General features: G+C 68.3%; 16 protein-coding genes. 7 read left to right on the forward strand and 9 right to left on the reverse strand.

From position 1 onward, the window contains the following. The first annotated feature begins 7 nt into the window (after nucleotides 1-7). Nucleotides 8-865, forward strand: coding sequence for an EamA/RhaT family transporter (locus ACUVWL_RS16440; protein WP_445978569.1), 858 nt, complete (start codon nucleotides 8-10; stop codon nucleotides 863-865). A 122-nt stretch (nucleotides 866-987) separates the two neighbouring features. Here ACUVWL_RS16440 and ACUVWL_RS16445 read toward each other — a convergent pair whose 3' ends face one another. The 3 genes from ACUVWL_RS16445 to ACUVWL_RS16455 all read right to left on the reverse strand — a co-directional run bounded on the left by ACUVWL_RS16445 (nucleotide 988) and on the right by ACUVWL_RS16455 (nucleotide 3,986). Then, entirely contained in the window at nucleotides 988-2,433 is a 1,446-nt protein-coding gene (locus ACUVWL_RS16445; RefSeq protein WP_445978570.1) for an ExeM/NucH family extracellular endonuclease, read from the reverse strand. Between the two features lie 208 nt (nucleotides 2,434-2,641). Next, the gene (locus ACUVWL_RS16450) at nucleotides 2,642-3,160 is read right to left on the reverse strand and encodes a c-type cytochrome (protein WP_014035592.1); all 519 of its coding nucleotides are present in this window, start codon (nucleotides 3,158-3,160) and stop codon (nucleotides 2,642-2,644) included. A 208-nt stretch (nucleotides 3,161-3,368) separates the two neighbouring features. Then, nucleotides 3,369-3,986 (reverse strand): TetR/AcrR family transcriptional regulator, encoded by a 618-nt coding sequence (locus ACUVWL_RS16455; RefSeq protein WP_014645572.1) that lies wholly within the window; start codon nucleotides 3,984-3,986, stop codon nucleotides 3,369-3,371. Between the two features lie 159 nt (nucleotides 3,987-4,145). Between ACUVWL_RS16455 and ACUVWL_RS16460 the strand changes: the two genes are divergently transcribed. Genes ACUVWL_RS16460 through ACUVWL_RS16470 form a run of 3 tightly spaced genes read left to right on the forward strand, consistent with a single transcriptional unit; the run spans nucleotide 4,146 to nucleotide 8,954 of the window. Beyond that, nucleotides 4,146-5,309: an isovaleryl-CoA dehydrogenase gene (locus ACUVWL_RS16460; protein ID WP_014645571.1), complete on the forward strand. Its 1,164-nt coding sequence runs from the start codon at nucleotides 4,146-4,148 to the stop codon at nucleotides 5,307-5,309. A 10-nt stretch (nucleotides 5,310-5,319) separates the two neighbouring features. Next, nucleotides 5,320-6,930: a carboxyl transferase domain-containing protein gene (locus tag ACUVWL_RS16465; RefSeq protein ID WP_329890313.1), complete on the forward strand. Its 1,611-nt coding sequence runs from the start codon at nucleotides 5,320-5,322 to the stop codon at nucleotides 6,928-6,930. 8 nt (nucleotides 6,931-6,938) lie between these two features. Then, complete coding sequence (locus tag ACUVWL_RS16470) at nucleotides 6,939-8,954, forward strand: acetyl/propionyl/methylcrotonyl-CoA carboxylase subunit alpha (RefSeq protein ID WP_445978571.1); 2,016 nt, start codon at nucleotides 6,939-6,941, stop codon at nucleotides 8,952-8,954. A gap of 19 nt (nucleotides 8,955-8,973) precedes the next feature. Here ACUVWL_RS16470 and ACUVWL_RS16475 read toward each other — a convergent pair whose 3' ends face one another. After that, nucleotides 8,974-10,140 (reverse strand): putative peptide maturation dehydrogenase, encoded by a 1,167-nt coding sequence (locus ACUVWL_RS16475; RefSeq protein ID WP_046427993.1) that lies wholly within the window; start codon nucleotides 10,138-10,140, stop codon nucleotides 8,974-8,976. 138 nt (nucleotides 10,141-10,278) lie between these two features. On the opposite strand from ACUVWL_RS16475, the gene ACUVWL_RS16480 reads away from it, so the two are divergent. Beyond that, nucleotides 10,279-10,572 (forward strand): NHLP-related RiPP peptide, encoded by a 294-nt coding sequence (locus ACUVWL_RS16480; protein WP_445978572.1) that lies wholly within the window; start codon nucleotides 10,279-10,281, stop codon nucleotides 10,570-10,572. A gap of 7 nt (nucleotides 10,573-10,579) precedes the next feature. Here ACUVWL_RS16480 and ACUVWL_RS16485 read toward each other — a convergent pair whose 3' ends face one another. From ACUVWL_RS16485 to aceB, 4 genes are all read right to left on the reverse strand, one after another. After that, entirely contained in the window at nucleotides 10,580-13,069 is a 2,490-nt protein-coding gene (locus tag ACUVWL_RS16485; protein WP_445978573.1) for a putative peptide modification system cyclase, read from the reverse strand. A gap of 13 nt (nucleotides 13,070-13,082) precedes the next feature. Further along, the gene (locus tag ACUVWL_RS16490; RefSeq protein WP_032956218.1) at nucleotides 13,083-14,123 is read right to left on the reverse strand and encodes a GGDEF domain-containing protein; all 1,041 of its coding nucleotides are present in this window, start codon (nucleotides 14,121-14,123) and stop codon (nucleotides 13,083-13,085) included. Nucleotides 14,124-14,555: 432 nt separating this feature from the next. After that, entirely contained in the window at nucleotides 14,556-15,857 is a 1,302-nt protein-coding gene (gene aceA / locus ACUVWL_RS16495) for an isocitrate lyase (protein WP_019337654.1), read from the reverse strand. A 64-nt stretch (nucleotides 15,858-15,921) separates the two neighbouring features. Beyond that, nucleotides 15,922-17,544 carry a malate synthase A gene (gene aceB, locus ACUVWL_RS16500; protein WP_445978574.1) on the reverse strand — a complete coding sequence of 541 codons (1,623 nt, stop codon included), beginning with the start codon at nucleotides 17,542-17,544 and terminating at the stop codon, nucleotides 15,922-15,924. Nucleotides 17,545-17,654: 110 nt separating this feature from the next. Here aceB and ACUVWL_RS16505 point away from each other — a divergent pair, with 110 nt between their 5' ends. After that, entirely contained in the window at nucleotides 17,655-18,623 is a 969-nt protein-coding gene (locus ACUVWL_RS16505) for a LysR family transcriptional regulator (RefSeq protein WP_046427979.1), read from the forward strand. Nucleotides 18,624-18,847: 224 nt separating this feature from the next. Beyond that, nucleotides 18,848-19,756 carry a LysR substrate-binding domain-containing protein gene (locus ACUVWL_RS16510; protein WP_014645561.1) on the forward strand — a complete coding sequence of 303 codons (909 nt, stop codon included), beginning with the start codon at nucleotides 18,848-18,850 and terminating at the stop codon, nucleotides 19,754-19,756. Between the two features lie 118 nt (nucleotides 19,757-19,874). On the opposite strand, the gene ACUVWL_RS16515 is transcribed toward ACUVWL_RS16510, so the two are convergent. Then, nucleotides 19,875-21,131 (reverse strand): MFS transporter, encoded by a 1,257-nt coding sequence (locus tag ACUVWL_RS16515; protein ID WP_445978575.1) that lies wholly within the window; start codon nucleotides 21,129-21,131, stop codon nucleotides 19,875-19,877. Nucleotides 21,132-21,234: the final 103 nt, after the last annotated feature.

Below are 21,234 nucleotides of genomic sequence, written 5' to 3' on the forward strand. Positions count from 1 at the left end.
CCGCCCCATGCTCTATCTGTCACTGGCCGTGATCTGCAGTGTGCTGGTTTCGGTGTTGTTGAAGGTGGCCGCACGCCGCCAGCTGGATGTTGCGCAGATGGTCACCTGGAACTATCTGGTGGCGGCAACGCTCACCACCGTGGTGCTGCAGCCACCGCTGGATGCACTGCGCGCGCCGCGTGCGCCGTGGCCGTCACTGCTGGCGCTGGCGGTGGTGCTGCCCTCGATCTTCCTGGTACTGGGCCGCGCGGTGGCGGTGGCCGGCATCGTCCGCAGCGACGTGGCGCAGCGGCTGTCGTTGCTGCTTTCCCTGGCCGCCGCCTTCCTGTGCTTCGGCCAGACCGCAACGCCCTGGAAACTGGCCGGCCTGGGCCTGGGCCTGCTGGCGATGGTGGCCATCAGCCTGCGCCCGCGCGGCCCGGCGGTGGCGTCCTCACCCGGCGGCTGGGGCTGGCTGCTGGGCGTATGGGCCGGATTCGCAGTGGTGGACGTGCTGCTCAAGCAGGTGGCGCTGTCCGGCACGCCGTCGATGGCGGCGGTGCTGGCCAGTTTCAGCGTCGCCTTCGTGCTGATGCTGGCAGTGCAGCTGTGGCGGCATACGCGTGGCCGCAGCCGGCTGGCCTGGCGCAACCTGGGCGCGGGCGCGCTGCTGGGCCTGCTCAATGGCGGCAACATCCTCTTCTATGTACACGCGCACCAGGCGATGCCGGACAGCCCGGCCACCGTGTTCGCCGGCATGAACATCGGGGTGGTGGTCTTGGGCGCGCTGGTGGGTGTGCTCGCCTTCGGCGAGGCCACCACGAAGTGGAACCGCGCCGGCCTGGCACTGGCGGTGCTGGCGATCGGGATGATCGCCTGGGGGTGAGCGATACCCGGGGTCGGATCCCATTCCCACGGAATGGGCTCTGACCCCTACGCCTCAGACCCCGCGATGCCTTGGGTCAGAGCCCATTCCGTGGGAATGGGATCCGACCCCGGCCTGGCGCGTTACTTGTCGAAGCCCAGCAGCAGCGGGTCGTGGTCGGAGCTGCGCCACGGGCCCTGCACGTTGCGGCCCTGGTAGCCGCTGGCGTCCTGCTCGTCGGCGTTGCTGTGCCATTCGGCGGCACCGCGCAGGCGCCTGGCCATGCCCGGGTTCAGCAGGGCGTGGTCGAGGCGGCCGGTGTAGCCGTTGTAGACGTAGCTGTAGGGATGCTCGACCTTGGCAACCTTGAACGCGTCCTGCCAGCCCAGATCATGCAGGGCGCGGATCGGGTCTTCCATCGCGTAGGCATTGAAGTCACCCAGCAGCACCGCGTCCCTGGCGCCGGTACCGGTCGGATCGGTCTGCAGCCAGGCGTGCAGCTGCTGCGCCGACGTCACACGGGTGGCGTTCCAGCAGCCCTGATTGTCGTTGCGATCGGCGTCGGCACCGGCCGCGTCACGGCAACCCTTCGATTTGAAATGGTTGGCAACCACCACGAACGGCGCGCCCTGCTTGCCCTGGAAGGCCTGCGCCAACGGTACGCGGCTGTGCTCGACGAACGGGCCGCCGGTCAGCGTGGCCGGCTTGCCGACCGGCTGCAGGCGCGTGCTTCGGTAGATGATCCCGACCCGGATCGGGTTGGCGCCGGGGCCGTTGCCGGCGTCGACGAAGCGCCAGTCGCCCTGCGCGCCGCGGTCGCGGTTGAGCGCATCGACCAGTTCGGCGATGGCCGACTGCGGGCCGTAGCCGTCGTTCTCCAGTTCCATCAGCGCAGCGACATCGGCGCCCAACGCATTGACCGTGGTGACCAGCTTGGCGAGCTGCGCCTTGTGCTCGTCCAGCGTGCGCGCGCCGCGCAGCGTCGGGAAGCCACCGCCCTGGCCGTCACCATTGAAGAAATTCTCCAGGTTGAAGGCGGCCACGTGCAGGCTTCCCGGCACCGTGGGTACTGCCGGGCGCTTCAGTTCCGGCAGCTTCAGCGCGCCTTCGACCTGCAGGCGCGGATGGCCCTGCGCGTCCACGCGCACGATGCCCTCCACATTGCGCAGTTGCATGCCGGTGCGCAGCACCGGGTTGCCCGGCAGGTAGGGCACGCTGGCGGGGTCGCGGGCATCGCTGCCATCCTCCAGCACCAGGCGGCGGCGCTGGTTGTCGGCCATCACCTGCTCATAGCCGGCAGTGCCCGGCGCGGCCACTTCGGTCGGCTGCCAGAGGCGGCCATCGAACGCCACCGTGAGCTGGCCGAAGTGCTGCAGGCCATCGGTACCGGCCAGGGTAAGCGGCGCGGCGATGCGCACGCGCTGCCCATCCAGCGCGCGCCAGTCGGCCGGCGCAGCGGTCAGCACCACAGTGGCGCTGCCGCGCGCGACGGAGGGCGGCGCGACCGGCGTGGCCTGCGGCTGGGCCTGGGCAAAGGCGCCGGCCGGCAGCAGCAGGGACAGGGCAAGGGCGAGGGAACGGCGGCGCATCAACGGGCGACTCCATGGAAGAGGCGCACAGACTAACCCTGAAATGCGAAACCCCGCCTGCGCAGCGGGGGCATATGAGCGATCAGGCCTCGGTGGGCAAAGCCGGGGGATCGTAGAGCCGAGCCCATGCTCGGCTGCACCTGGCCACACCGCGCGGAGAGCAGCCGAGCGCGGGCTCGGCTCTACAGGAAGCGGCGCGTTGCGGCGGTTACTTCAGGTTGCCCAGCATCCAGTCCACGGTGGCGTGGATCTGTTCTTCGGTCAGCGCCGGGTTGCCGCCCTTGGGCGGCATGATCCCGCCGTCGGGGCCGGTATAGCCCTCGATGGCGTGCTTGTAGAGGGTGTCCTTGCCCTGCGCGATGCGCTTGTCCCAATGCGAATGGTCCAGCGTCGGTGCCATGCCCACACCGTTGGTGTGGCAGGCGGTGCACAGGTTGTCGAAGATCACCTTGCCATCCTTGGTGCCGCCGTAGGCCACCTGCGACGCCGCCTTGGCCAGCGCGGCGGCCTTGGCCGCGGCCTGCGCGGCGGCGCCGGTGCTGCCGGCATAGACCGCGCCGGTGGGCGAAATGCGCTGTTCGGTGCGCTTGGCCGCAGTGGGCGACACCTCGGGCGGAATCCGGGTGTGGATGTAGGCGGCAAGGAGGATGAGGCCGAGGGTGATGGTCGCCAGCAGCGCGATCACCATGGAGAAGCGTTTCAGGAACTCCAGATCGTAATTCCGCACTCTTCGTTACCCCTGGCTGATAGTCGTTGGACCACGGCTGAGCGACTGCGTGATGGACCGAGTATAGAACGCGCCTTGCGTGCGACAACAGGCGTCACTGCTGGTGCGGCGCAACATGCCGGGGGCTGGGGTCGGGGATGGGGTCAGATCCCTTTTGCGGCGCAAAAGGGATCTGACCCCAGCAACAGAAGCCGGCCAGCGGCCGGCGCTACCGGATTACCGGGGCACCGATCGCGCGCAGGCAGAAGCTGCAGATCGCATCCACCAGCGCGTCTTCGTCGCGGTGCGCTTCGCGGCTGGGCGCGGTCGGGCCGACCATCGCTTCGGTGAAGGCGCCGACCAGGCACGCGGCGGCCACATGCGCGTCCTGTGCCGGCAGCTCACCGGCGGCCACGCCTTCCTCCACCAGCCGCAGGAACACGTCGCCGAACGCGCGACGTCCGCGCATGCGCTCGGCCTCCACGTCCGGATCGACCGGTTCGACGATGAAGGCGTGCGCCAGCCCCGGCCCGGCCAGGGCGCGGCGGACGAAGGCGGTGATTGCCAGCCGCAGGCGCTCGCTGGCCACCTCCGGACCGCTGGCGATGCGCTCCATGATCGCGACCTCGTGGGCCACCGCGGCGTTGAGCACCTCCACGAACAGCTCGGCCTTGGACGGGAAGTGGCGATAGATCAGGCCGGTGGACACCCCCGCCTGGGTCGCCACGGCGGTCACCGGGGCGTTGCGCCAGCCGCCGGTGGCGACCAGCTCGCGGGTGGCCAGCAGGATCCGTTCACGGGCGCCCGCCAGGCGTTCTTCCATCAATGCAGAGCGTTTATAGGCCATGTTCTGATTCTAGTTTCAATTTTTGAATTCGTATTCACTTCTTATCCGAACCCCGCTACGCTGGGGCCATCGCCCGTGCGGGTGGCGGTCCTGCCGACCGCCGCCCGCTCCCCCGCCGGGTGCGTCCATTCCCTGCCATCCCGCCGTGGAGCCACCACAATGCACGTGCCATCCCTGAACTTCGATCTTGGCGAAGACATCGACCTGCTGCGCCAGAGCGTGGCCCATTTTGCCGCCGCCGAGGTCGCACCGCTGGCCGCCGAGGCTGATGCCAGCAACCAGTTCCCGCTGGCCCTGTGGCCGAAGCTGGGCGAACAGGGCCTGCTCGGCCTCACCGTGGAAGAAGAATACGGTGGTACCGGCATGGGCTACCTGGCCCACGTGGTGGCGATGGAAGAAATCTCGCGCGCCTCCGGCGGCATCGGCCTGTCCTATGGCGCGCACTCCAACCTGTGCGTGAACCAGCTGCGCAAGAACGGCAACGAAGAACAGAAGCAGCGCTTCCTGCCCGGCCTGTGCAACGGCAGCCTGGTCGGCGCGCTGGCGATGAGCGAACCGGGTGCCGGTTCGGATGTGGTGTCGATGAAGCTGCGCGCCGACAAGCGCGGCGACCGCTACGTGCTCAACGGCAACAAGATGTGGATCACCAACGGCCCGGATGCCGACGTGCTGGTGGTCTACGCCAAGACCGACATGGAGGCCGGTGCCAAGGGCATCACCGCGTTCCTGGTCGAGAAGGGCATGAAGGGCTTCTCCACCGCGCAGAAGCTGGACAAGCTCGGCATGCGCTCCTCGCCCACCTGCGAGCTGGTGTTCCAGGACTGCGAGATTCCCGAAGAGAACGTGCTGGGCCAGGTCGGCGGTGGCGTGCGCGTACTGATGTCCGGCCTGGACTACGAGCGCGTGGTGCTGTCCGGTGGCCCGCTGGGCCTGATGGCCGCGGCCATGGACGTGGTCATGCCCTATGTGCACGAGCGCCACCAGTTCGGCGAACCGATCGGCAGCTTCCAGCTGATCCAGGCCAAGATCGCCGACATGTACGTGGGCCTGGGTGCCTGCCGCGCGTATGTCTATGCCGTGGCGCGCGCCTGCGACCAGGGCCGCACCACCCGCCAGGACGCCGCCGGTGCGATCCTGTACGCCGCCGAGAAGGCCACCTGGCTGACCGGCCAGGCGATCCAGATCCTCGGCGGCAATGGCTACATCAACGAATACCCGACCGGCCGCTTGTGGCGCGACGCCAAGCTGTATGAAATCGGCGCCGGCACCTCGGAGATCCGCCGCATGCTGATCGGCCGCGAACTGTTCCAGCGCACCCTGTAAGGCCACCGCGATGACCGTCCTGAACAGCCAGCTGCAACCGGGCAGCGAAACGTTTGAAAGCAACCGCGCGGCCATGCAGGCCGTAGTCGACGACCTGCATGCCACCCTCGCGCGCACCGCGCTGGGTGGCAGTGAGGCGGCACGCGCCAAGCACACCGCGCGCGGCAAGCTGCTGGTGCGCGACCGCATCGACGCCCTGCTCGACCCCGGCAGCGCCTTCCTGGAAATCGCGCCGTTGGCCGCGCACGGCATGTATGAAGACGCCGTGCCCGCCGCGGGCGTGGTGGCCGGCATCGGCCGGGTGAGCGGCGTGGAATGCGTGATCGTGGCCAACGACGCCACGGTCAAGGGCGGCACCTATTACCCGATGACGGTGAAGAAGCACCTGCGCGCGCAGGAGATCGCCGAGCAGAACCACCTGCCGTGCATCTACCTGGTCGATTCCGGTGGCGCGTTCCTGCCGCTGCAGGACGAAGTCTTCCCCGACCGCGACCATTTCGGCCGCATCTTCTACAACCAGGCCAACCTGTCGGCGCAGGGCATTCCGCAGATCGCCTGCGTGATGGGCAGCTGCACCGCCGGTGGCGCCTATGTGCCGGCGATGAGCGACGAGACCGTGATCGTGCGCGAGCAGGGCACGATCTTCCTCGGCGGCCCGCCGCTGGTGAAGGCGGCCACCGGTGAAGTGGTCACGGCCGAGGAACTGGGTGGCGCCGACGTGCACACCCGCATCTCCGGCGTGGCCGACCACATGGCCGACAACGATCTGCAGGCACTGGCACGGGTGCGCGCGATCATCGCCCAGCTCAACTGGCGCAAGCCGGAACCGGCGATGGCGGTGCGGGCCCCTGAAGCGCCATTGCTGCCGGCCCATGAGCTGTATGGCGTGATCCCGGCCGATACGCGCAAGCCCTACGACGTTCGCGAAGTGATCGCGCGGCTGGTGGATGGCTCGCGCTTCGACGAGTTCAAGCCGCGCTACGGCGCAACGCTGGTGACCGGTTTCGCCCATCTGAACGGCTACCCGATCGGCATCATCGCCAACAACGGGATCCTGTTCTCCGAGTCGGCCCTGAAGGGCGCGCACTTCATCGAGCTGTGCACCCAGCGCAACATCCCGCTGGTGTTCCTGCAGAACATCACCGGCTTCATGGTCGGCCGCAAGTACGAACAGGGCGGCATCGCCAAGGACGGCGCCAAGCTGGTGATGGCGGTGGCCTGTGCCAAGGTGCCCAAGTTCACCGTGGTGATCGGCGGCTCGTTCGGTGCCGGCAACTACGGCATGTGTGGCCGTGCGTACTCGCCGAACTTCCTGTGGATGTGGCCGAACGCGCGCATCGGCGTGATGGGCGGCGAGCAGGCCGCCAGTGTGCTGGCCACGGTCAAGCGCGATGGCATTGAAGCCAAGGGCGGCCAGTGGCCGGCGGCGGAAGAGGATGCCTTCAAGGCACCGATCCGCGACCAGTTCGAACAGCAGGGCCACCCGTACTACGCCAGCGCGCGCCTGTGGGACGACGGCGTGATCGATCCGGCCGACACCCGCCAGGTGCTGGCGCTGGCGCTGTCGGCCAGCCTCAACGCCGCCCCGCAGCAGACGCGCTTCGGCGTGTTCCGCATGTGACCCGTGCCATGACCGAGCACGCTCCTATGAAGCACGTTGCCATGTTCAGCAAAGTCCTGATCGCCAACCGCGGCGAAATCGCCTGCCGCGTCATCGCCACCTGCCGCCGCCTCGGCATCGCCACCGTGGCGGTGTATTCCGATGCCGACCGCAACGCACGCCACGTGCGCCTGGCCGACGAAGCCGTCCACATCGGCCCGGCCGCCGCACGCGAGAGCTACCTGCGTGGCGATGCCCTGCTTGACGCCGCGCGCGCTACCGGCGCACAGGCCATCCACCCCGGTTACGGCTTCCTGTCCGAGAATGCCGACTTCGCCGATGCCTGTGCCGCCGCCGGCATCACCTTCATCGGGCCACCGCCCAGCGCGATCCGCGCGATGGGTGACAAGAGCGCGGCCAAGGCGCTGATGGCCAAGGCCGGTGTGCCGCTGACGCCGGGTTACCACGGTGACCAGCAGGCGCCGGACTTCCTGCGCGCGCAGGCCGATGGCATCGGCTACCCGGTGCTTATCAAGGCCAGCGCCGGTGGCGGTGGCAAGGGCATGCGCAAGGTCGAACGCAGCGAGGACTTCGTCGATGCGCTGGCCAGCTGCCAGCGCGAGGCGGCCTCGGCGTTCGGCCACGACCACGTGCTGGTCGAGAAGTACGTCGAGCGCCCGCGCCATATCGAGATCCAGGTGTTCGGCGACAGCCACGGTGAGGCGGTCTACCTGTTCGAGCGCGACTGCTCGGTGCAGCGCCGCCACCAGAAGGTGCTGGAAGAAGCACCCGCGCCGGGCATGAGCCCCGAACGTCGTGCTGCAATGGGCAAGGCCGCGGTCGATGCCGCACGCGCAGTGGGCTATAAGGGGGCGGGCACGGTGGAATTCATCGCCGGCCCGGACGGCGATTTCTACTTCATGGAAATGAACACCCGCCTGCAGGTCGAGCACCCGGTCACCGAATACATCACCGGCACCGACCTGGTGGAGTGGCAGCTGCGCGTGGCTTCGGGCCAACCGCTGCCGCTGCGTCAGGACCAGCTGGCGATCCACGGCCACGCGATCGAAGCGCGGCTGTACGCCGAGGATGCCGACCGTGGCTTCCTGCCCTCCACCGGCACCCTGCGCCGCCTGCGCCTGCCGGCAGCGTCGGCCAACGTGCGCGTCGATACCGGCGTGGAGGAAGGTGACAGCATCACCCCGTACTACGATCCGATGATCGCCAAGCTGATCGTCTGGGACGTGGACCGCGACGCCGCGCTGCGCCGCATGAGCCAGGCCCTGGCCGACTGCCAGGTGGTGGGCGTGACCACCAACGCCGGCTTCCTGCGCCGCCTGGTGAATACCGATTCGTTCGCGCACGCCAGGCTGGATACGGCGCTGATCGAACGCGAACAGGCGGCATTGAGTGCCGTGGGCGACGCGGGTGCGGACGTGTGGCTGCTGGCCGCCGTGGCCGCGGTGGCAAGCACGGCGCCCGCCAGCACCGACGTGCGCGATCCGCATTCGCCGTGGCGGTCACAGGATGGCTGGCGCCTCGGTGCGTCCGCGCCGCGCGTAGTGCCGCTGCAGCAGGGCGAACGCAAGCACACGCTGAAGGTGTGGGCGCAGGCCGATGGCTGGCGCGTGCAGTGCGATGACGCTGCACCGGTGCGGGTGATCGGCACGGCCGATGTGCACGGACTGACGGTGCAGCTGGGCGAGCGCCGCGGGTCGCTGCAGCTGCTGCGCGACGGTAACCAGCTGCACCTGTTCGGCGCCGACGGCCAGCACCGCTTCACCCTGCATGATCCAGTGGGTGAATCGGACCACGCCGTGGCCGACGCCGGCAGCCTGCTGGCACCCATGCCGGGCAGGATCGTGGCCACGCTGGTCGCGGCCGGTACCGAGGTCAAGCGCGGCACGCCGCTGGTGGTGCTGGAAGCGATGAAGATGGAGCACACCCTGCAGGCACCGGCCGATGGCACGGTGAAGGGTTACCGTGCCAAGGCCGGCGACCAGGTCGGCGACGGCGCGGTGCTGGTGGACTTCGAGGCGACCTGATCGCCGGGGCGACGGCCGCTCAGCGGTCGTCGCCCGTCGCCACCCGCCCGGCCGGATCGAATTCGGCCGTGTCCAGCGTGGCACTGCGCCAGCCCAGGCCACAGATGGCCATCGCGCTCTGGCCGATGCCATCGAACCCAAAAGCACGATCGACATCGGCATCGTTGATCGCCGCTGTCACGAATGCTGCCAGCCCGCGCTCGGTGGCGCACAGGTACAGCAACTGCGAAATGTGGCCCACGTCCAGCGTCACCGCACGGTGCGCCTTGGCATGGTTGCGATACTTCCAGAAGCAGCGGTCATAACGCGGTGCCAGTACCAGCAGCGCTGGCGCATCGGCGAACCACGCCTGCCCGGACAGCATCCGCCGCGCCATCGCAGGCAACGCCTGCGGCGGTGGCGAGGGCAGCGGCAGCACGGCGTGCTGCACCGGATGATAGTGGTACAAGCCCGGTGCCAGTCCTTCCACGTTCTGCACCAGCAGGAAGCCCTCGGTGGGATGCAGGCCGCCACCGGAAGGCACGTTCTTCTTCAGGAACTCGGTATCGCGCTCGACCTTCTGCACCGCGTGCGCCATCAACGTCCGCTGCAGCACCTGGGCCAGCAGTGGCAGCGGCAACGCGCGCTGCGGGTCGAAATTGCGGCAGGTGGTGCGACGCGCCAGCAGTGCATCGAACGCGGCCTCTTCGCTGCGCGGCAGCGGCTGGTAGTCGCCCTGCATCGGCTGCACCACCGGCGGTGGCGGCCCCAGGCGCTGGCGCAGGCCGGCCGCGGTGTCCAACCCCTGCCGGCGCATGTCCTCCACGCTGTCCACGGCCTGCCAGCGCGCATGGCGATGGGCCAGCGCAGCCAATGGCCACCACTGGCTGCGCCGCAGCGCCTCGTCGCGCATCTGGTGCCCCACCTCGCTCGGTGGGTCGGTCAACAGCAGGCCCTGTTCGACCAGGCGGGCCAGCATGGCCGGGCAGGCATCGGCGGGCGGTTCGCTCCAGCGGTGCGCGCTGAGCCCGCCCAGCAGCTGGCGCTCCTCGGCGTCCACCGGCAGTGGCTGGTCCAGGTGGGCGGCCAGCGCCACCCAGCTGATCTGGCTGTCCATCTCGGCGTGGCCGGCCAGCATCGCGCGCAGGTCCAGGGTGACCGCCTCGCGAGGCTCGAACATCAGGCTGGCGCAGCGGCGCAGGCGCATCGGTTTCCTTCCTTGTGCCGCACAGCCGGCATAGCAGCAACGACCGCAGCGCGGCCAACTTTAGCGACGTGCACAGCGCGGCCCTCAATGGCGGGCTGTCGCGGCCGATACGAGTAGCTCCACCTACGGACAATCCCCATGAGCCGTCCCCGTCTTTCCGCCGCCGACGCCAGCACCCTGCTGGACCACCTGATCGGCAGCGAAGCGTTCCGCAGCCACTTCACCGCTTCGCCGGCCAAGGCCCTGGCCTCGATCGGGCTGGACGGTGCCGTTGGCGAAAACGACTGCATGAAGATCGGCACCCTGGCCTCGGTCGAGGAGCTGAGCCGCACCCGTGATTCGCTGCATGCGTACCTGAGTACCTCGACCGCCTCGATGACCGTGGTGTTCTGCTTCGAAGCCGACCGCATCGACGAGCGCGTCAACGCCTGAGTCCGCATCAGCGCGACACTCGCACCGACGTCGCCTCGGTGGCGATGTCGTGCACATTCAGGGGTTGCCAGACCTGCATGGACGCCACCTCGGCAATGGCCTGGCCGTGGTGCCGGGCCAGCCAGGCCTGCTCGCGACGCACGCCGGCAGTGTCCTGCTCGGCACGCAGTGCCTGCAGCAGCACAACGTGGGCCTGCACAGGTTCGCTGCCATCAAAGGTGGGCTCGAGCAGATGGCGTGCCGCCCGCGGACGCTGTTGCGCCAGTTCGGCCATCGCCAACACAACCCGACGCCACTTGCCCACCACAGGGCTGCGCTGCCGCTCCAGCAGTTCGCCATGGTTGCGCAGCCACTCTGCGGCCAGCGCATGCTGGCCCTGGCGCTGGGCCAGATAAGTCAGGGCCAGCAGCTGCAGGCTGCGGCTGCCCACGGCGGAGTCGTCGTTGTTCCGCAGCAGCGGCCGCAGCACGGCGGCAATGGATTCAAGCTCCTTCGCATCGCCGGCCGTGCACAGCGTGGTCACGGTGGCGTGCTGCAGGCGTTGATGGATCTGGTAGTCGATCAGATCCGGTGCTGGACCGTCCGCAGCAATCGCGGCATGCAAACTGCTGCAATCACGCTGCTCCGCAGCCACCAGCAGGTGGGCCCGCAGGCGCATGCGCTGTTGCAGGTCGTCCCCCCGCGGCAACCGCATCAACAGCTGCTGCGCCTGTGCATCCAGGCCCTGCGCAACCAGCACGTCCACATCCAGGTCGTCGGCCTCGTCATTGCCGCGCAGCATCCGTGCCTGGCGCAAGGTGCGCATTGCCTGCTGCGGCTGGCCGAGGCCCAGCTGTGCCCGCGCCAGATGGATGGTCGGATACAGCCGCAACGGGTCCTGAGGCACCGTCGCGGCGCGCGCATAGGGCTCGGCCTCGGTGAAGCGATTGTCCTGCAGCAACCCCCAGGAGGTATTGGACAGCCCAGCAAACGAATCCGGATAGATCTTGGCCAGTGCACGCCACTGTTCCAGCGGCCAGCCACCGGGTTCCAGTTCGGCCTGCCAGCCCTTCAGGTACAGGCGCTCACGCGCGGGCAGGCGCTGCTGCTGGGCCAGCGCGTGCTCCAGCGCGTCACGCGCGTCCGCGACCTGCGCGGTGCGCGCATGCAGCTTGGCCACGCCCATGTAGGCCAGGGCAAAACCGGGATCGATGTCGATCGCGGCCTGGTAGAGGTTGCGGGCTTCTTCGAAGCGACGCTGACCCAGTGCGCTCTCGGCCAGCGCGAACGCGCGCAGTGCGCGCAGGTCCTGGGTCGAGGCGCGCGGCAGCGGCAGGGATTGCTCCAGGCTGGCCACCGACTCGCCCAGTCCGCGACGCAGGCGACCGACCACGTCGTCCACGGCGAACACCATCTGGTCGGATCGATCGGCGGTGGCGGTGAAGGTCTGGATCACCTGGCCACTGCCCGGTGCGGCAACATCGATGGCCAGCTCGTAGCCACCGATCTTCTGCCGCACGGTCGGCAGCAGCACCGCGCGCGCGCCCTCCCGCACCGCCACATCGACCGCGGTATCGCGGTTGAGCCGGGTATCGCCCGAGAGCCGCGCCATTTCCAGGCTTTCGCGGATCTTGCCTTCCGACAGCACGTTCACGTAGCGCGACTGTTCCAGCGCGATCCGGATCGCGTGCCGCATCGAGTCATCGAAGATCGGATCGCCGGTGAGGTTGTCGACATCGCCAAGCACCACCCAGTCACGTTCGGCGAAGGCAATGGCCGGCTCCGACCGCAGCAGCAGCCAGCCGCCCAGCACGGCCGCGGCAAGGATCAGGCCTTCGGCGGCCAGCACCAGCGGTTGCCGCCACAGCGGCAGGTCGCGGCGCGCCTTGGCGTTGGCGCGCGGCATGCGCAGCGGCGCCGAACCGATCTCGCCCACTTCGATCACTTCCTGCACCACCGGCACGCCCTTGAAGCGCCAGCGCCCGTGCGATTTCCACAGCAGGCGCGTGCCACGCTCGCCCAGTGCATCGGTGGCACGGCGGGTCAGCGATTCGGCCACCGCCGAAAGCAGGATCTGGCCGGGGCGGGCCAGCATCATCAGGCGCGCCGCCATCGGCTTGGCCAGGCCTTCCACCTCCATCGACTTGGCACCGGCACGGACCGCCTCGGCACTGTTCTCCCAGGTCAGCACGTCGCCCACGTGCAGGCCGGCGCGCGCGCGCAGTTCAATCGCGCGCTGCTGGCCCAGCGCGTGCAGTTCGCGCTGGTAGTCCAGGGCGAAGCCCAGTGCGTCGACGACGCGCTCGAACAGCATGAACAAGCCATCGGAGCGATCGATCAGCTGGCCGTTCCAGCGCTGCTGCAGCACCAGTACCAGGCGATCGTGTTCCTGGAACAGGCTTGCCGCCGCCACATCGCCGATCCGCTCGACCAGCTGCAGCGAATCACACAGATCGGTGAACAGCAGGGCGCGCAGCTGTGGGCTATGCGGGGCTGACGTTCCGTTGTCGCCATTCATCGCCTGCCTCTCCCTATTGGCCGTCCGGATCATCCGCCCAGCGCAGGCAGTTGCCGCCATCGCGCTTGGCCTGGTACAGCGCACGATCCGCGCAGGCATACCACTCGCTCCAGCCTGCCTCCGGCGCCAGCAGGCAGGCGCCGATGCTGACCAGGCTCACATGCGGCGTGCCATGGCTGCGCTCGAGCAGGCCATGCACCGCACTGATGATGAACTCGGCCGCGTGCTGCACGATCTCGTGATTGCCACGGCGCAGGATCAGGCAGAACTCATCGCCACCAAGCCGGCAGGCCAGGTCCTGCTCGCCGGCCATCGAGCGCAGGATGTTGCCCATGCTCTGCAGCACGCGGTCGCCGGCCTGGTGGCCGTGGCGGTCGTTGATCTGCTTGAAGCGGTCGCAATCGATCAGCAGCAGCGCCTGCGGCGGCCCCTCGGCCCGCTCGCGGCACTCCTGCAGGTACAGGGTGAGGCCTCGCCGGTTGTGCAGCCCGGTCAGTTCATCGGTACGCACCAGCTCACGGGTGTGGGTCAACTGATGGGTAGTGATGTACAGATTGTCCAGCGCGGTTTCCAGATCGTGGTTGCGCCGGCGCAGCTGTGCGATCAGTGCCTGTTCGTTGGCCAGCACGCGCATGATCGTGCGGCGCAGGAAATAGGCCACCAGGCCGGGATCGGATTCGACCAGCCGATGGAAATCGGCCGGGCCCAGCTCCAGCACATCGCAGTCGACCAGCGCGCGCGCACTGGCGCTGCGCAGGTGGTCGCCGACCAACAGGCCCAGTTCTCCGAAGAACTCGTGCTGCCCGAGCGTCTTGATCACCAGGTCCTCGCCGAAGTCCAGTTCGATCTGGCCTTCGAGGATCACATACATGCGCTCGCCGCGGTGGCCACGCTGGAACAGCCACTGTCCGGCACGGAGCTTGCATGCGCGGGCGAATCTGGCGAACAATGCCACCTCGGCATCGGACAACAGAGCGTGCACGATCTCGGCCATCGCCACCCGGGCGATACCTGTCGTCACATCACTGTTCTCGGCCGCACCCCTGCCGGTCATTCCCTGCACCCGCCGCCAGCGTCCCCTGGTGAGCCGCGGAGCATAGCACCGCTTTAAAGTGTGCGCCCTATCTCATTTTGACCCTTCTGCCGATCTTGATTGATGTGAAGATCGGTGATGGCCCGTTCTGGTCACGGGTGTCCGGGCAAAACTCCTGCTGGATCAATCCGATGCCGGGCTTCACAGGGTTTCGGCCAAGTTGCCGGCACCGGGGTGCGCCTGATTGACGCTCCGCGCGTGCTGCGCCCTTGCATCGATACAACAACGCCGGCAGGTCCCCCGACCGGCCGGCGTTGTCTGGCCCTTCCCTGGCCACCCTGATCACCCGGAGCCCGGTAGTGCCGGCCGCTGGCCGGCAACTGCATGGGCTTCGGAAACATCGATGGGTTGCCGGCCAGCGGCCGGCACCACCGGATCACGCGGCGCGCCGCATCACGCCGCGCGTTCGCTGCGCCCGCCATGGAACTGTTCTTCCTCGGTCGAGCCGGTCAGCGCGGTGGTCGACGACTGGCCCTGCTGGATCGCCTGGGTCACCGCATCGAAGTAGCCGGTACCGACCTCGCGCTGGTGCTTGACCGCAGTGAAGCCGCGCTCGGCCGCTTCGAACTCGGCTTCCTGCAACTCGACGAACGCGCTCATCTGGCGGCGTGCGTAGCCGTGGGCCAGGTTGAACATGCCGTAGTTCAACGCATGGAACCCGGCCAGGGTGATGAACTGGAACTTGTAGCCGTAGCTGCCCAGTTCGCGCTGGAACTTCGCAATGGTGGCGTCGTCCAGGTTCTTCTTCCAGTTGAAGCTGGGCGAGCAGTTGTAGGCCAGCAGCTTGCCCGGGAACTTCGCGTGGATCGCCTCGGCGAACCTGCGTGCGAATTCCAGGTCCGGCTTGCCGGTCTCGCACCACACCAGGTCGGCGTAGGGCGCGTAGGCCAGGCCACGGCTGATCGCCTGGTCCAGGCCGTTGCGGGTCTTGTAGAAGCCTTCGACGGTGCGCTCGCCGGTGGTGAACGGCTTGTCGTTGCCGTCGATGTCGCTGGTCAGCAGATCAGCCGCTTCGGCATCGGTGCGCGCCACCAGCAGGGTCGGCACACCCAGCACATCGGCGGCCAGCCGCGCGGCGTTGAGCTTCTCGATCGCCTCGCGGGTCGGCACCAGCACCTTGCCGCCCATGTGGCCGCACTTCTTCACCGACGCCAGCTGGTCCTCGAAATGCACGCCCGCAGCACCGGCCTCGATCATCGCCTTCATCAGTTCGAAGGCGTTGAGCACGCCGCCGAAGCCAGCCTCGGCATCGGCCACGATCGGCTGCAGGAAGTCGATGTCGTCCTTGCCTTCGGCGTGGTGCAGCTGGTCGGCGCGCAGCAGCGTGTTGTTGATGCGCTTGACCACTGCCGGCACCGAATCGGCCGGGTACAGCGACTGGTCCGGATACATCTGCCCGGCCAGGTTGGCGTCGGCCGCCACCTGCCAACCGGACAGGTAGATCGCCTTCAGGCCCGCCTTGACCTGCTGCATGGCCTGGTTGCCGGTCAATGCACCCAGCGCGTTGACGAACTCGCGCTCATGCAGCGATGCCCACAGCTTCTCCGCACCCAGGCGGGCCAGCGAATGCTCGATGTGGACGGTGCCGCGCAGGCGCACCACGTCGGCGGCACTGTAGTTGCGCTGGATGCCTTCCCAGCGCGGGTTGGTATCCCAGTCGTGCTGGATCTGTTCGGCAGTGGGCAGCTTGCTCATGTCTTTCTCCAGTTCGGTTCGTGCGTGCAGCGGGGAGGGAAACGCCGGGAATCGCGGGCGGCGATCAGTCGATGCGCGCGTAGGCCGGCAGGGTCAGGAAATCGGTCAGTTCGTCGCTGCGGCTCAGTTCGCCGAGCAGGGCGATGGCCTCGCCGATGCGTGCGCCACCGGGCAGCGTGGCGGTGTCACCCAGCCGTGCCGGCAGCTGTGCCAGCGTGGCATCCAGCAGTGCCAGGTCGATGGCGGTGCCATCGTCCAGCTGCTGGCCCGGCGTATGCAGCCACTGCCACAACTGGCTGCGGCTGATCTCGGCGGTGGCCGCGTCCTCCATCAGGTGGTGGATCGGCACGCAGCCGTTGCCATCCAGCCATGCCGCCAGGTAGCGCACGCAGACTTCCACGTTGCCTTCGAAGCCGGCGCGGGTGATGGTGCCGGGCGGCCGTGCGATCAGTTCGTCGCGGCCGACGCACACATCCTGGCGCAGCACGCTGTGCTGGTTCGCACCGGGCATGTGTTCGTCGAAGATCGCCATCGCCACCGGAATCAGCGCCGGATGCGCGACCCAGGTGCCGTCGTGGCCGGCGGTCACTTCGCGCAGCTTGTCAGCGCGCACGCGGGCCATCGCCTGTTCGTTGGCGGCGGCATCGTTGTTGATCGGAATCTGCGCGGCCATGCCACCCATCGCATGTGCACCACGGCGATGGCAGGTCTGGATCAGCAGTTCCGAATAGGCCTTCAGGAACGGCTGGGTCATGGTCACCTGGCCGCGCTCGGGCAGCACGCGGTCGGCGTGGCGCCGGAAGGTCTTCAGGTACGAGAAGATGTAGTCCCAGCGCCCACAGTTCAGGCCGACGATGCGGTCACGCAGCGCGTGCAGGATCTCATCCATCTCGAACACCGCCGGCAGCGTTTCGATCAGCACGGTTACCTTGATCTGGCCGTGCGGCAGGCCGAGCATGCCTTCGATGTGCGACAGCGCGGTTTCCCACAGCGCCGCCTCTTCCATGCTCTGCAGCTTGGGCAGGTAGAAGTACGGGCCGCGGTCCTCTGCCTGCAGGGTGCGGGCGTTGTGGAAGGCGAACACCGCCGCGTCGAACAGGCCGCCGGCGATGAACTGGCCATCGATGCGCACGTGCTTTTCGTCCAGGTGCCAGCCACGCGGGCGCACGATCAGCACCGCCTGCTCGTCATACGGGCGCAGCGTGTAGTGCTTGCCATTGGGGGCGGTGTAGTCGAGATCGCCACGCACCGCGGCGGCCAGCGACTGCTGCCCGGCCAGCAGGTTGCGCCAGGTCGGCGAGGTCGAATCCTCGAAGTCGGCCATGAACACCTTGGCGCCGGAGTTCAGCGCGTTGATGACCATCTTCGGATCGGTCGGGCCGGTGATCTCGACGCGGCGGTCCTGCAGCGCGGCCGGCAGCGGCGCAACGCGCCAGTCGCCGCTACGGATCGCAGCGGTGTCCTCGCGGAAGTCCGGCAGGCCGCCCTGGTCGAAGAACGCCTGGCGCTCGCGGCGCGCCTGCAGCCGTGCCTGCCGGCCCGGTTCCACCGCACGGTGCAGCGACACCAGCAGGGCCAGCAGCGGCGCCGGCAGCACGGTGTCCTGGCCGGCCACGCGGGTCGCCAGGGCGATGCCGGGGGTAGCCTTGCTGGCAGGGGTGGGAACAGCGGAAGCGACGGCGGACATGGGGCGACTCCAGCGGTGGGGGAACGTCTCCACGGTGCCGCTGGGCCGGAGTATTTGGCAAAACAGTTTTTGCAATGTTCTACATAAGTTGTGCTAATACTCGTGACACGATGAGCACACGCACCCCGCCAAGTCCGCGTTTTTCCTACAAATCCGACCGGCTGAAGCCATTGCGTGCGTTCTGCCAGACGGTGCGCCTGGGCTCGGTCTCACGGGCGGCTGAGGCACTTTTCGTCAGCCAGCCGGCCATCAGCCTGCAGTTGCAGGCGCTGGAACGGGAACTGGGGGTGCCGTTGTTCGAGCGCAGTGGGCGCCGCCTGGTACCCAGCCGCGAGGGCCAGCTGCTGTACGAGATGGCGCAGCCGCTGGTGGAGAACCTGGACGGGCTGGAGGCGCGCTTCCGCGACAAGGTGCGCGGCCTGGATGCGGGCGAGCTGAACATCGCCGCCAACAGCTCGACGATCCTGTACCTGCTGCCGAAGATCGTCGAGCGCTTCCGCCTGCACCACCCGGACGTGCGCCTGACCCTGCACAACGCGATCAGCGCCGATGGCACCGACCTGCTGCGCGAGGATGCCGCCGACCTGGCGATCGGTTCGATGACCGATGTACCGGCCGACCTGACCTACGCCCCGGCCTACCGCTTCGAGCAGGTACTGATCGCGCCGCACGACCATCCGCTGGCCAGTGGCGGCGAGCTGGAGCTGGCCGACATCGCGCGCTATCCGCTGGTGCTGCCGCCGAAGCGGCAGATCACCTACCGGCTGGTTGACCAGGTATTCCAGCGCCACCGCATCGCCTACACCGTGGCACTGGAAGTGGGCGGCTGGGAGGTGATCAAGCAGTACGTGGCGATGGGCATGGGCATTTCCATCGTGCCGGCGCTGTGCCTGAACGAGGCCGACCGCGAGCGGTTGGCGGCGCGGTCGATGAAGCGCTGGTTCCCCGAGCGCAGTTACGGGGTGATCGTGCGCCGGGGCAAGGCGCTGTCGGCGCAGGCGCGCGCGTTCATCGAGCTGATCCAGCCGGAGTTGTTCAGTCCGCGCGATTACGACCAGAGCGGGCATTCGGAGCGGTGAGGGGTGTTCGGCAGGGCTGCGCCCTGCACCTGCCGAATCAACGTCAACGGCAACGTCAAAAGCGGGCATTCCGTAGATGGCGGGGCGGTGTGGGTGGGTGTCGACCTCGGTCGACACGGTAGATCCACGCCATGCGTGGATGACGGGTGACCGGGGTCAGATCCGTTTTCCGCAGGAAAACGGATCTGACCCCATTTCCGGCTGGCGATGAATAGACTGCACCCATGTCCATCGAACTCCGCCACCTGCGTTACTTCCTCGCCGTTGCCGATACGCTGCACTTCGGCCAGGCGGCGGAGCGGCTGGGCATGTCGCAACCGCCGCTCAGCCAGCAGATCCGCCAGCTGGAAGACCTGATCGGGGCGCGCCTGTTCGTGCGCAGCCATCGTCGTGTGCAGCTGACGCCTGCGGGTGAGCTGCTGCAGGAGCGCGCACGGGCCATCGTGCAGCAGGTGGAAACCGCGGTGGACGAGGTACAGCGCGCGCAGCGCGGCGAGCAGGGCGAACTGCGTATCGGCCTGACCCGGGCCACGCCGCTGTCGCCGCAGATTCCGCGTTCGATCCTGCGCTACCGCCAGCAGTACCCACAGGTGCGGCTGCAGCTGAGCGAGATGAACACGCTGCAGCAGATCGATGCGCTGCTCGACGGTTCACTTGACGTGGGCATCATCCGCAAGCGCGCATTGCCGCCGGAGCTGGTGGCGCACAGCCTGTTCGTCGATCCACTGGCGTTGATCGTGCATGCCGACCACCCTGCCCTGCGCAGGCTGTCGAAGCAGGGCACGTTGTCGCTACGCGACTTCGCGCAGGAGCCGTTCGTGGCATTTCGCCGCAGCGCGGGCGCGGGCATCCATGACCACATGATCGCGCTGTGCGCGGCCGCCGGGTTCACGCCGCGCATCGTGCAGGAAGCCGGTGAGGCATCGACATTGATCAGTCTTGCGGCTGCAGGCCTGGGTGCGGCGATCCTGCCCTCGTCCTGCGATCACATCCGCGTGGAAGGCGCGCGCTTCGTGGCGCTGGCCGATGCCGGTGCGCATTCGGAGGTGCAGCTGGCATGGCACCGCGAGGGGGTGACGCCGCTGATCCGCAACTTCGCCGGGCTGTTGCGCGGGGCGTTCGCCGAAGGGTGAAGTGCCACCCACCTAGGTTTGCTAGACGCCAACCTTGGTTGGCTGCCGTGCCAGAGCGCCGACCAAGGTCGGCATCTACCAGAGCAACGCCGCGCCCGTGCGGAACGCGAGGCTGGCGTCAGGCCGTGACCGGCTGCGGCGCGCGCTGCTGCAGCGCCCAGACGATGCCGCCCCCGATCAGGGTCAGCACGGCAGCGAACGCGCACACGCCCAGCCAGTCCCAGGCCGCGTAGGCCAGGCCACCCACCCCGCCCAGCACGCTGGAGCCCAAGTAGTAGGCGAACAGGTACAGCGCCGACGCTTCCGCGCGCATCGTACCGGCACGGCTGCCGACCCAGCTGCTGGCCACCGAGTGGCCACCGAAGAAGCCGAAGGTCACCAGCGCGATGCCCAGGGCCATCGTGCTCAGCCACGGCATCGCCAGCAGCGCGATGCCGGCGCCGATCAGCGCGAACGAGATCGACAGGATGCGGCCGCGCCCGTACCGCGTGGCCTGCTGGCCCATCCACGCCGAACTGAAGGTGCCCACCAGGTACACGCTGAAGATCAGCCCGACCACGGTCTGGCTGAGGTGGTACGGCGGCGCCAGCAAGTGATAGCCCAGGTAGTTGTAGAGGGTGACGAACACGCCCATCAGCACGAACGAGGTGGCGAACAGCCACGGCAGGCCCCGGTCGGCGAACAGCGTGCGCCAGCGCGACGGCAACTCGCGCAGGCCATCGCGTCGCGCGCTGAAATGGCGCGACGGCGGCAGCTGCAGCCACAGCAGCACGGTGCTGGCCACGGCGATGATCGAGACCACGCCGATGCCCCAGCGCCAGCCCCAGTGATCGGCGATGATGCCGGCCAGCAGGCGCCCGCTCATGCCACCGATGGCGTTGCCGCCGATGTACAGGCCCATCGCCAGGCCCAGCGCGCGGCTGTCCATCTCCTCGACCAGGTAGGTCATCGCCACTGCCGGCACGCCGCTCAGCGCCAGGCCAAGCAGGGTGCGCAGCACCAGCAGCGTGGTCCAGTCGTCCACCAGCGCCGTGCCCAGCGACAGCATGGCCGAGGCCAGCAGCGCGGCAATCATCAACGGGCGGCGGCCGACCGCATCGGACAGCAGGCCGGCCAACAGCATCGCCACCGCCAGCGTGCCGGTGGTCAGCGACAACGACATCGCGCTGCCTGCGGCGGACACGCCGAAGTGGCGGCTGAACTCGGGCAGCAGCGGCTGCACGGTGTACAGCAGGCCGAAGGTGGAGAAGCCGGCCAGGAACAGTGCCAGCGCGGTGCGGCGGAAGGCCGGCGTGCCCTGCTGGATGCGGGTCTCGGCGATGGGATCGACAGTGGGGGGGCGGCGCTCGACGGCCGCCGCGGTTTCGCCAGTCATGGGATCGAAGGGCCGGTGGGGCGGCCGGGCATTGGAGGGAACGGGCCTCAGACTAGGCCTGTCGATCCAGTCGATCCATAACCTGATAAGTCAGGATTGATAC

The sequence above is a fragment of the Stenotrophomonas muris genome (assembly GCF_052751275.1).

What these genes read in the sequence shown, in the direction of transcription:
- aceB (WP_445978574.1), bottom strand. Translation starts at nt 17,544, where the DNA reads ATGTCCGCCGTCGCTTCCGCTGTTCCCACCCCTGCCAGCAAGGCTACC.
- ACUVWL_RS16455 (WP_014645572.1), bottom strand. Translation starts at nt 3,986, where the DNA reads ATGGCCTATAAACGCTCTGCATTGATGGAAGAACGCCTGGCGGGCGCC.
- ACUVWL_RS16465 (WP_329890313.1), top strand. Translation starts at nt 5,320, where the DNA reads ATGACCGTCCTGAACAGCCAGCTGCAACCGGGCAGCGAAACGTTTGAA.
- ACUVWL_RS16485 (WP_445978573.1), bottom strand. Translation starts at nt 13,069, where the DNA reads ATGAATGGCGACAACGGAACGTCAGCCCCGCATAGCCCACAGCTGCGC.
- ACUVWL_RS16470 (WP_445978571.1), top strand. Translation starts at nt 6,939, where the DNA reads ATGACCGAGCACGCTCCTATGAAGCACGTTGCCATGTTCAGCAAAGTC.
- ACUVWL_RS16460 (WP_014645571.1), top strand. Translation starts at nt 4,146, where the DNA reads ATGCACGTGCCATCCCTGAACTTCGATCTTGGCGAAGACATCGACCTG.
- ACUVWL_RS16440 (WP_445978569.1), top strand. Translation starts at nt 8, where the DNA reads ATGCTCTATCTGTCACTGGCCGTGATCTGCAGTGTGCTGGTTTCGGTG.
- ACUVWL_RS16510 (WP_014645561.1), top strand. Translation starts at nt 18,848, where the DNA reads ATGTCCATCGAACTCCGCCACCTGCGTTACTTCCTCGCCGTTGCCGAT.
- ACUVWL_RS16445 (WP_445978570.1), bottom strand. Translation starts at nt 2,433, where the DNA reads ATGCGCCGCCGTTCCCTCGCCCTTGCCCTGTCCCTGCTGCTGCCGGCC.
- ACUVWL_RS16505 (WP_046427979.1), top strand. Translation starts at nt 17,655, where the DNA reads ATGAGCACACGCACCCCGCCAAGTCCGCGTTTTTCCTACAAATCCGAC.
- ACUVWL_RS16475 (WP_046427993.1), bottom strand. Translation starts at nt 10,140, where the DNA reads ATGCGCCTGCGCCGCTGCGCCAGCCTGATGTTCGAGCCTCGCGAGGCG.
- ACUVWL_RS16480 (WP_445978572.1), top strand. Translation starts at nt 10,279, where the DNA reads ATGAGCCGTCCCCGTCTTTCCGCCGCCGACGCCAGCACCCTGCTGGAC.
- ACUVWL_RS16490 (WP_032956218.1), bottom strand. Translation starts at nt 14,123, where the DNA reads ATGACCGGCAGGGGTGCGGCCGAGAACAGTGATGTGACGACAGGTATC.
- aceA (WP_019337654.1), bottom strand. Translation starts at nt 15,857, where the DNA reads ATGAGCAAGCTGCCCACTGCCGAACAGATCCAGCACGACTGGGATACC.
- ACUVWL_RS16515 (WP_445978575.1), bottom strand. Translation starts at nt 21,131, where the DNA reads ATGACTGGCGAAACCGCGGCGGCCGTCGAGCGCCGCCCCCCCACTGTC.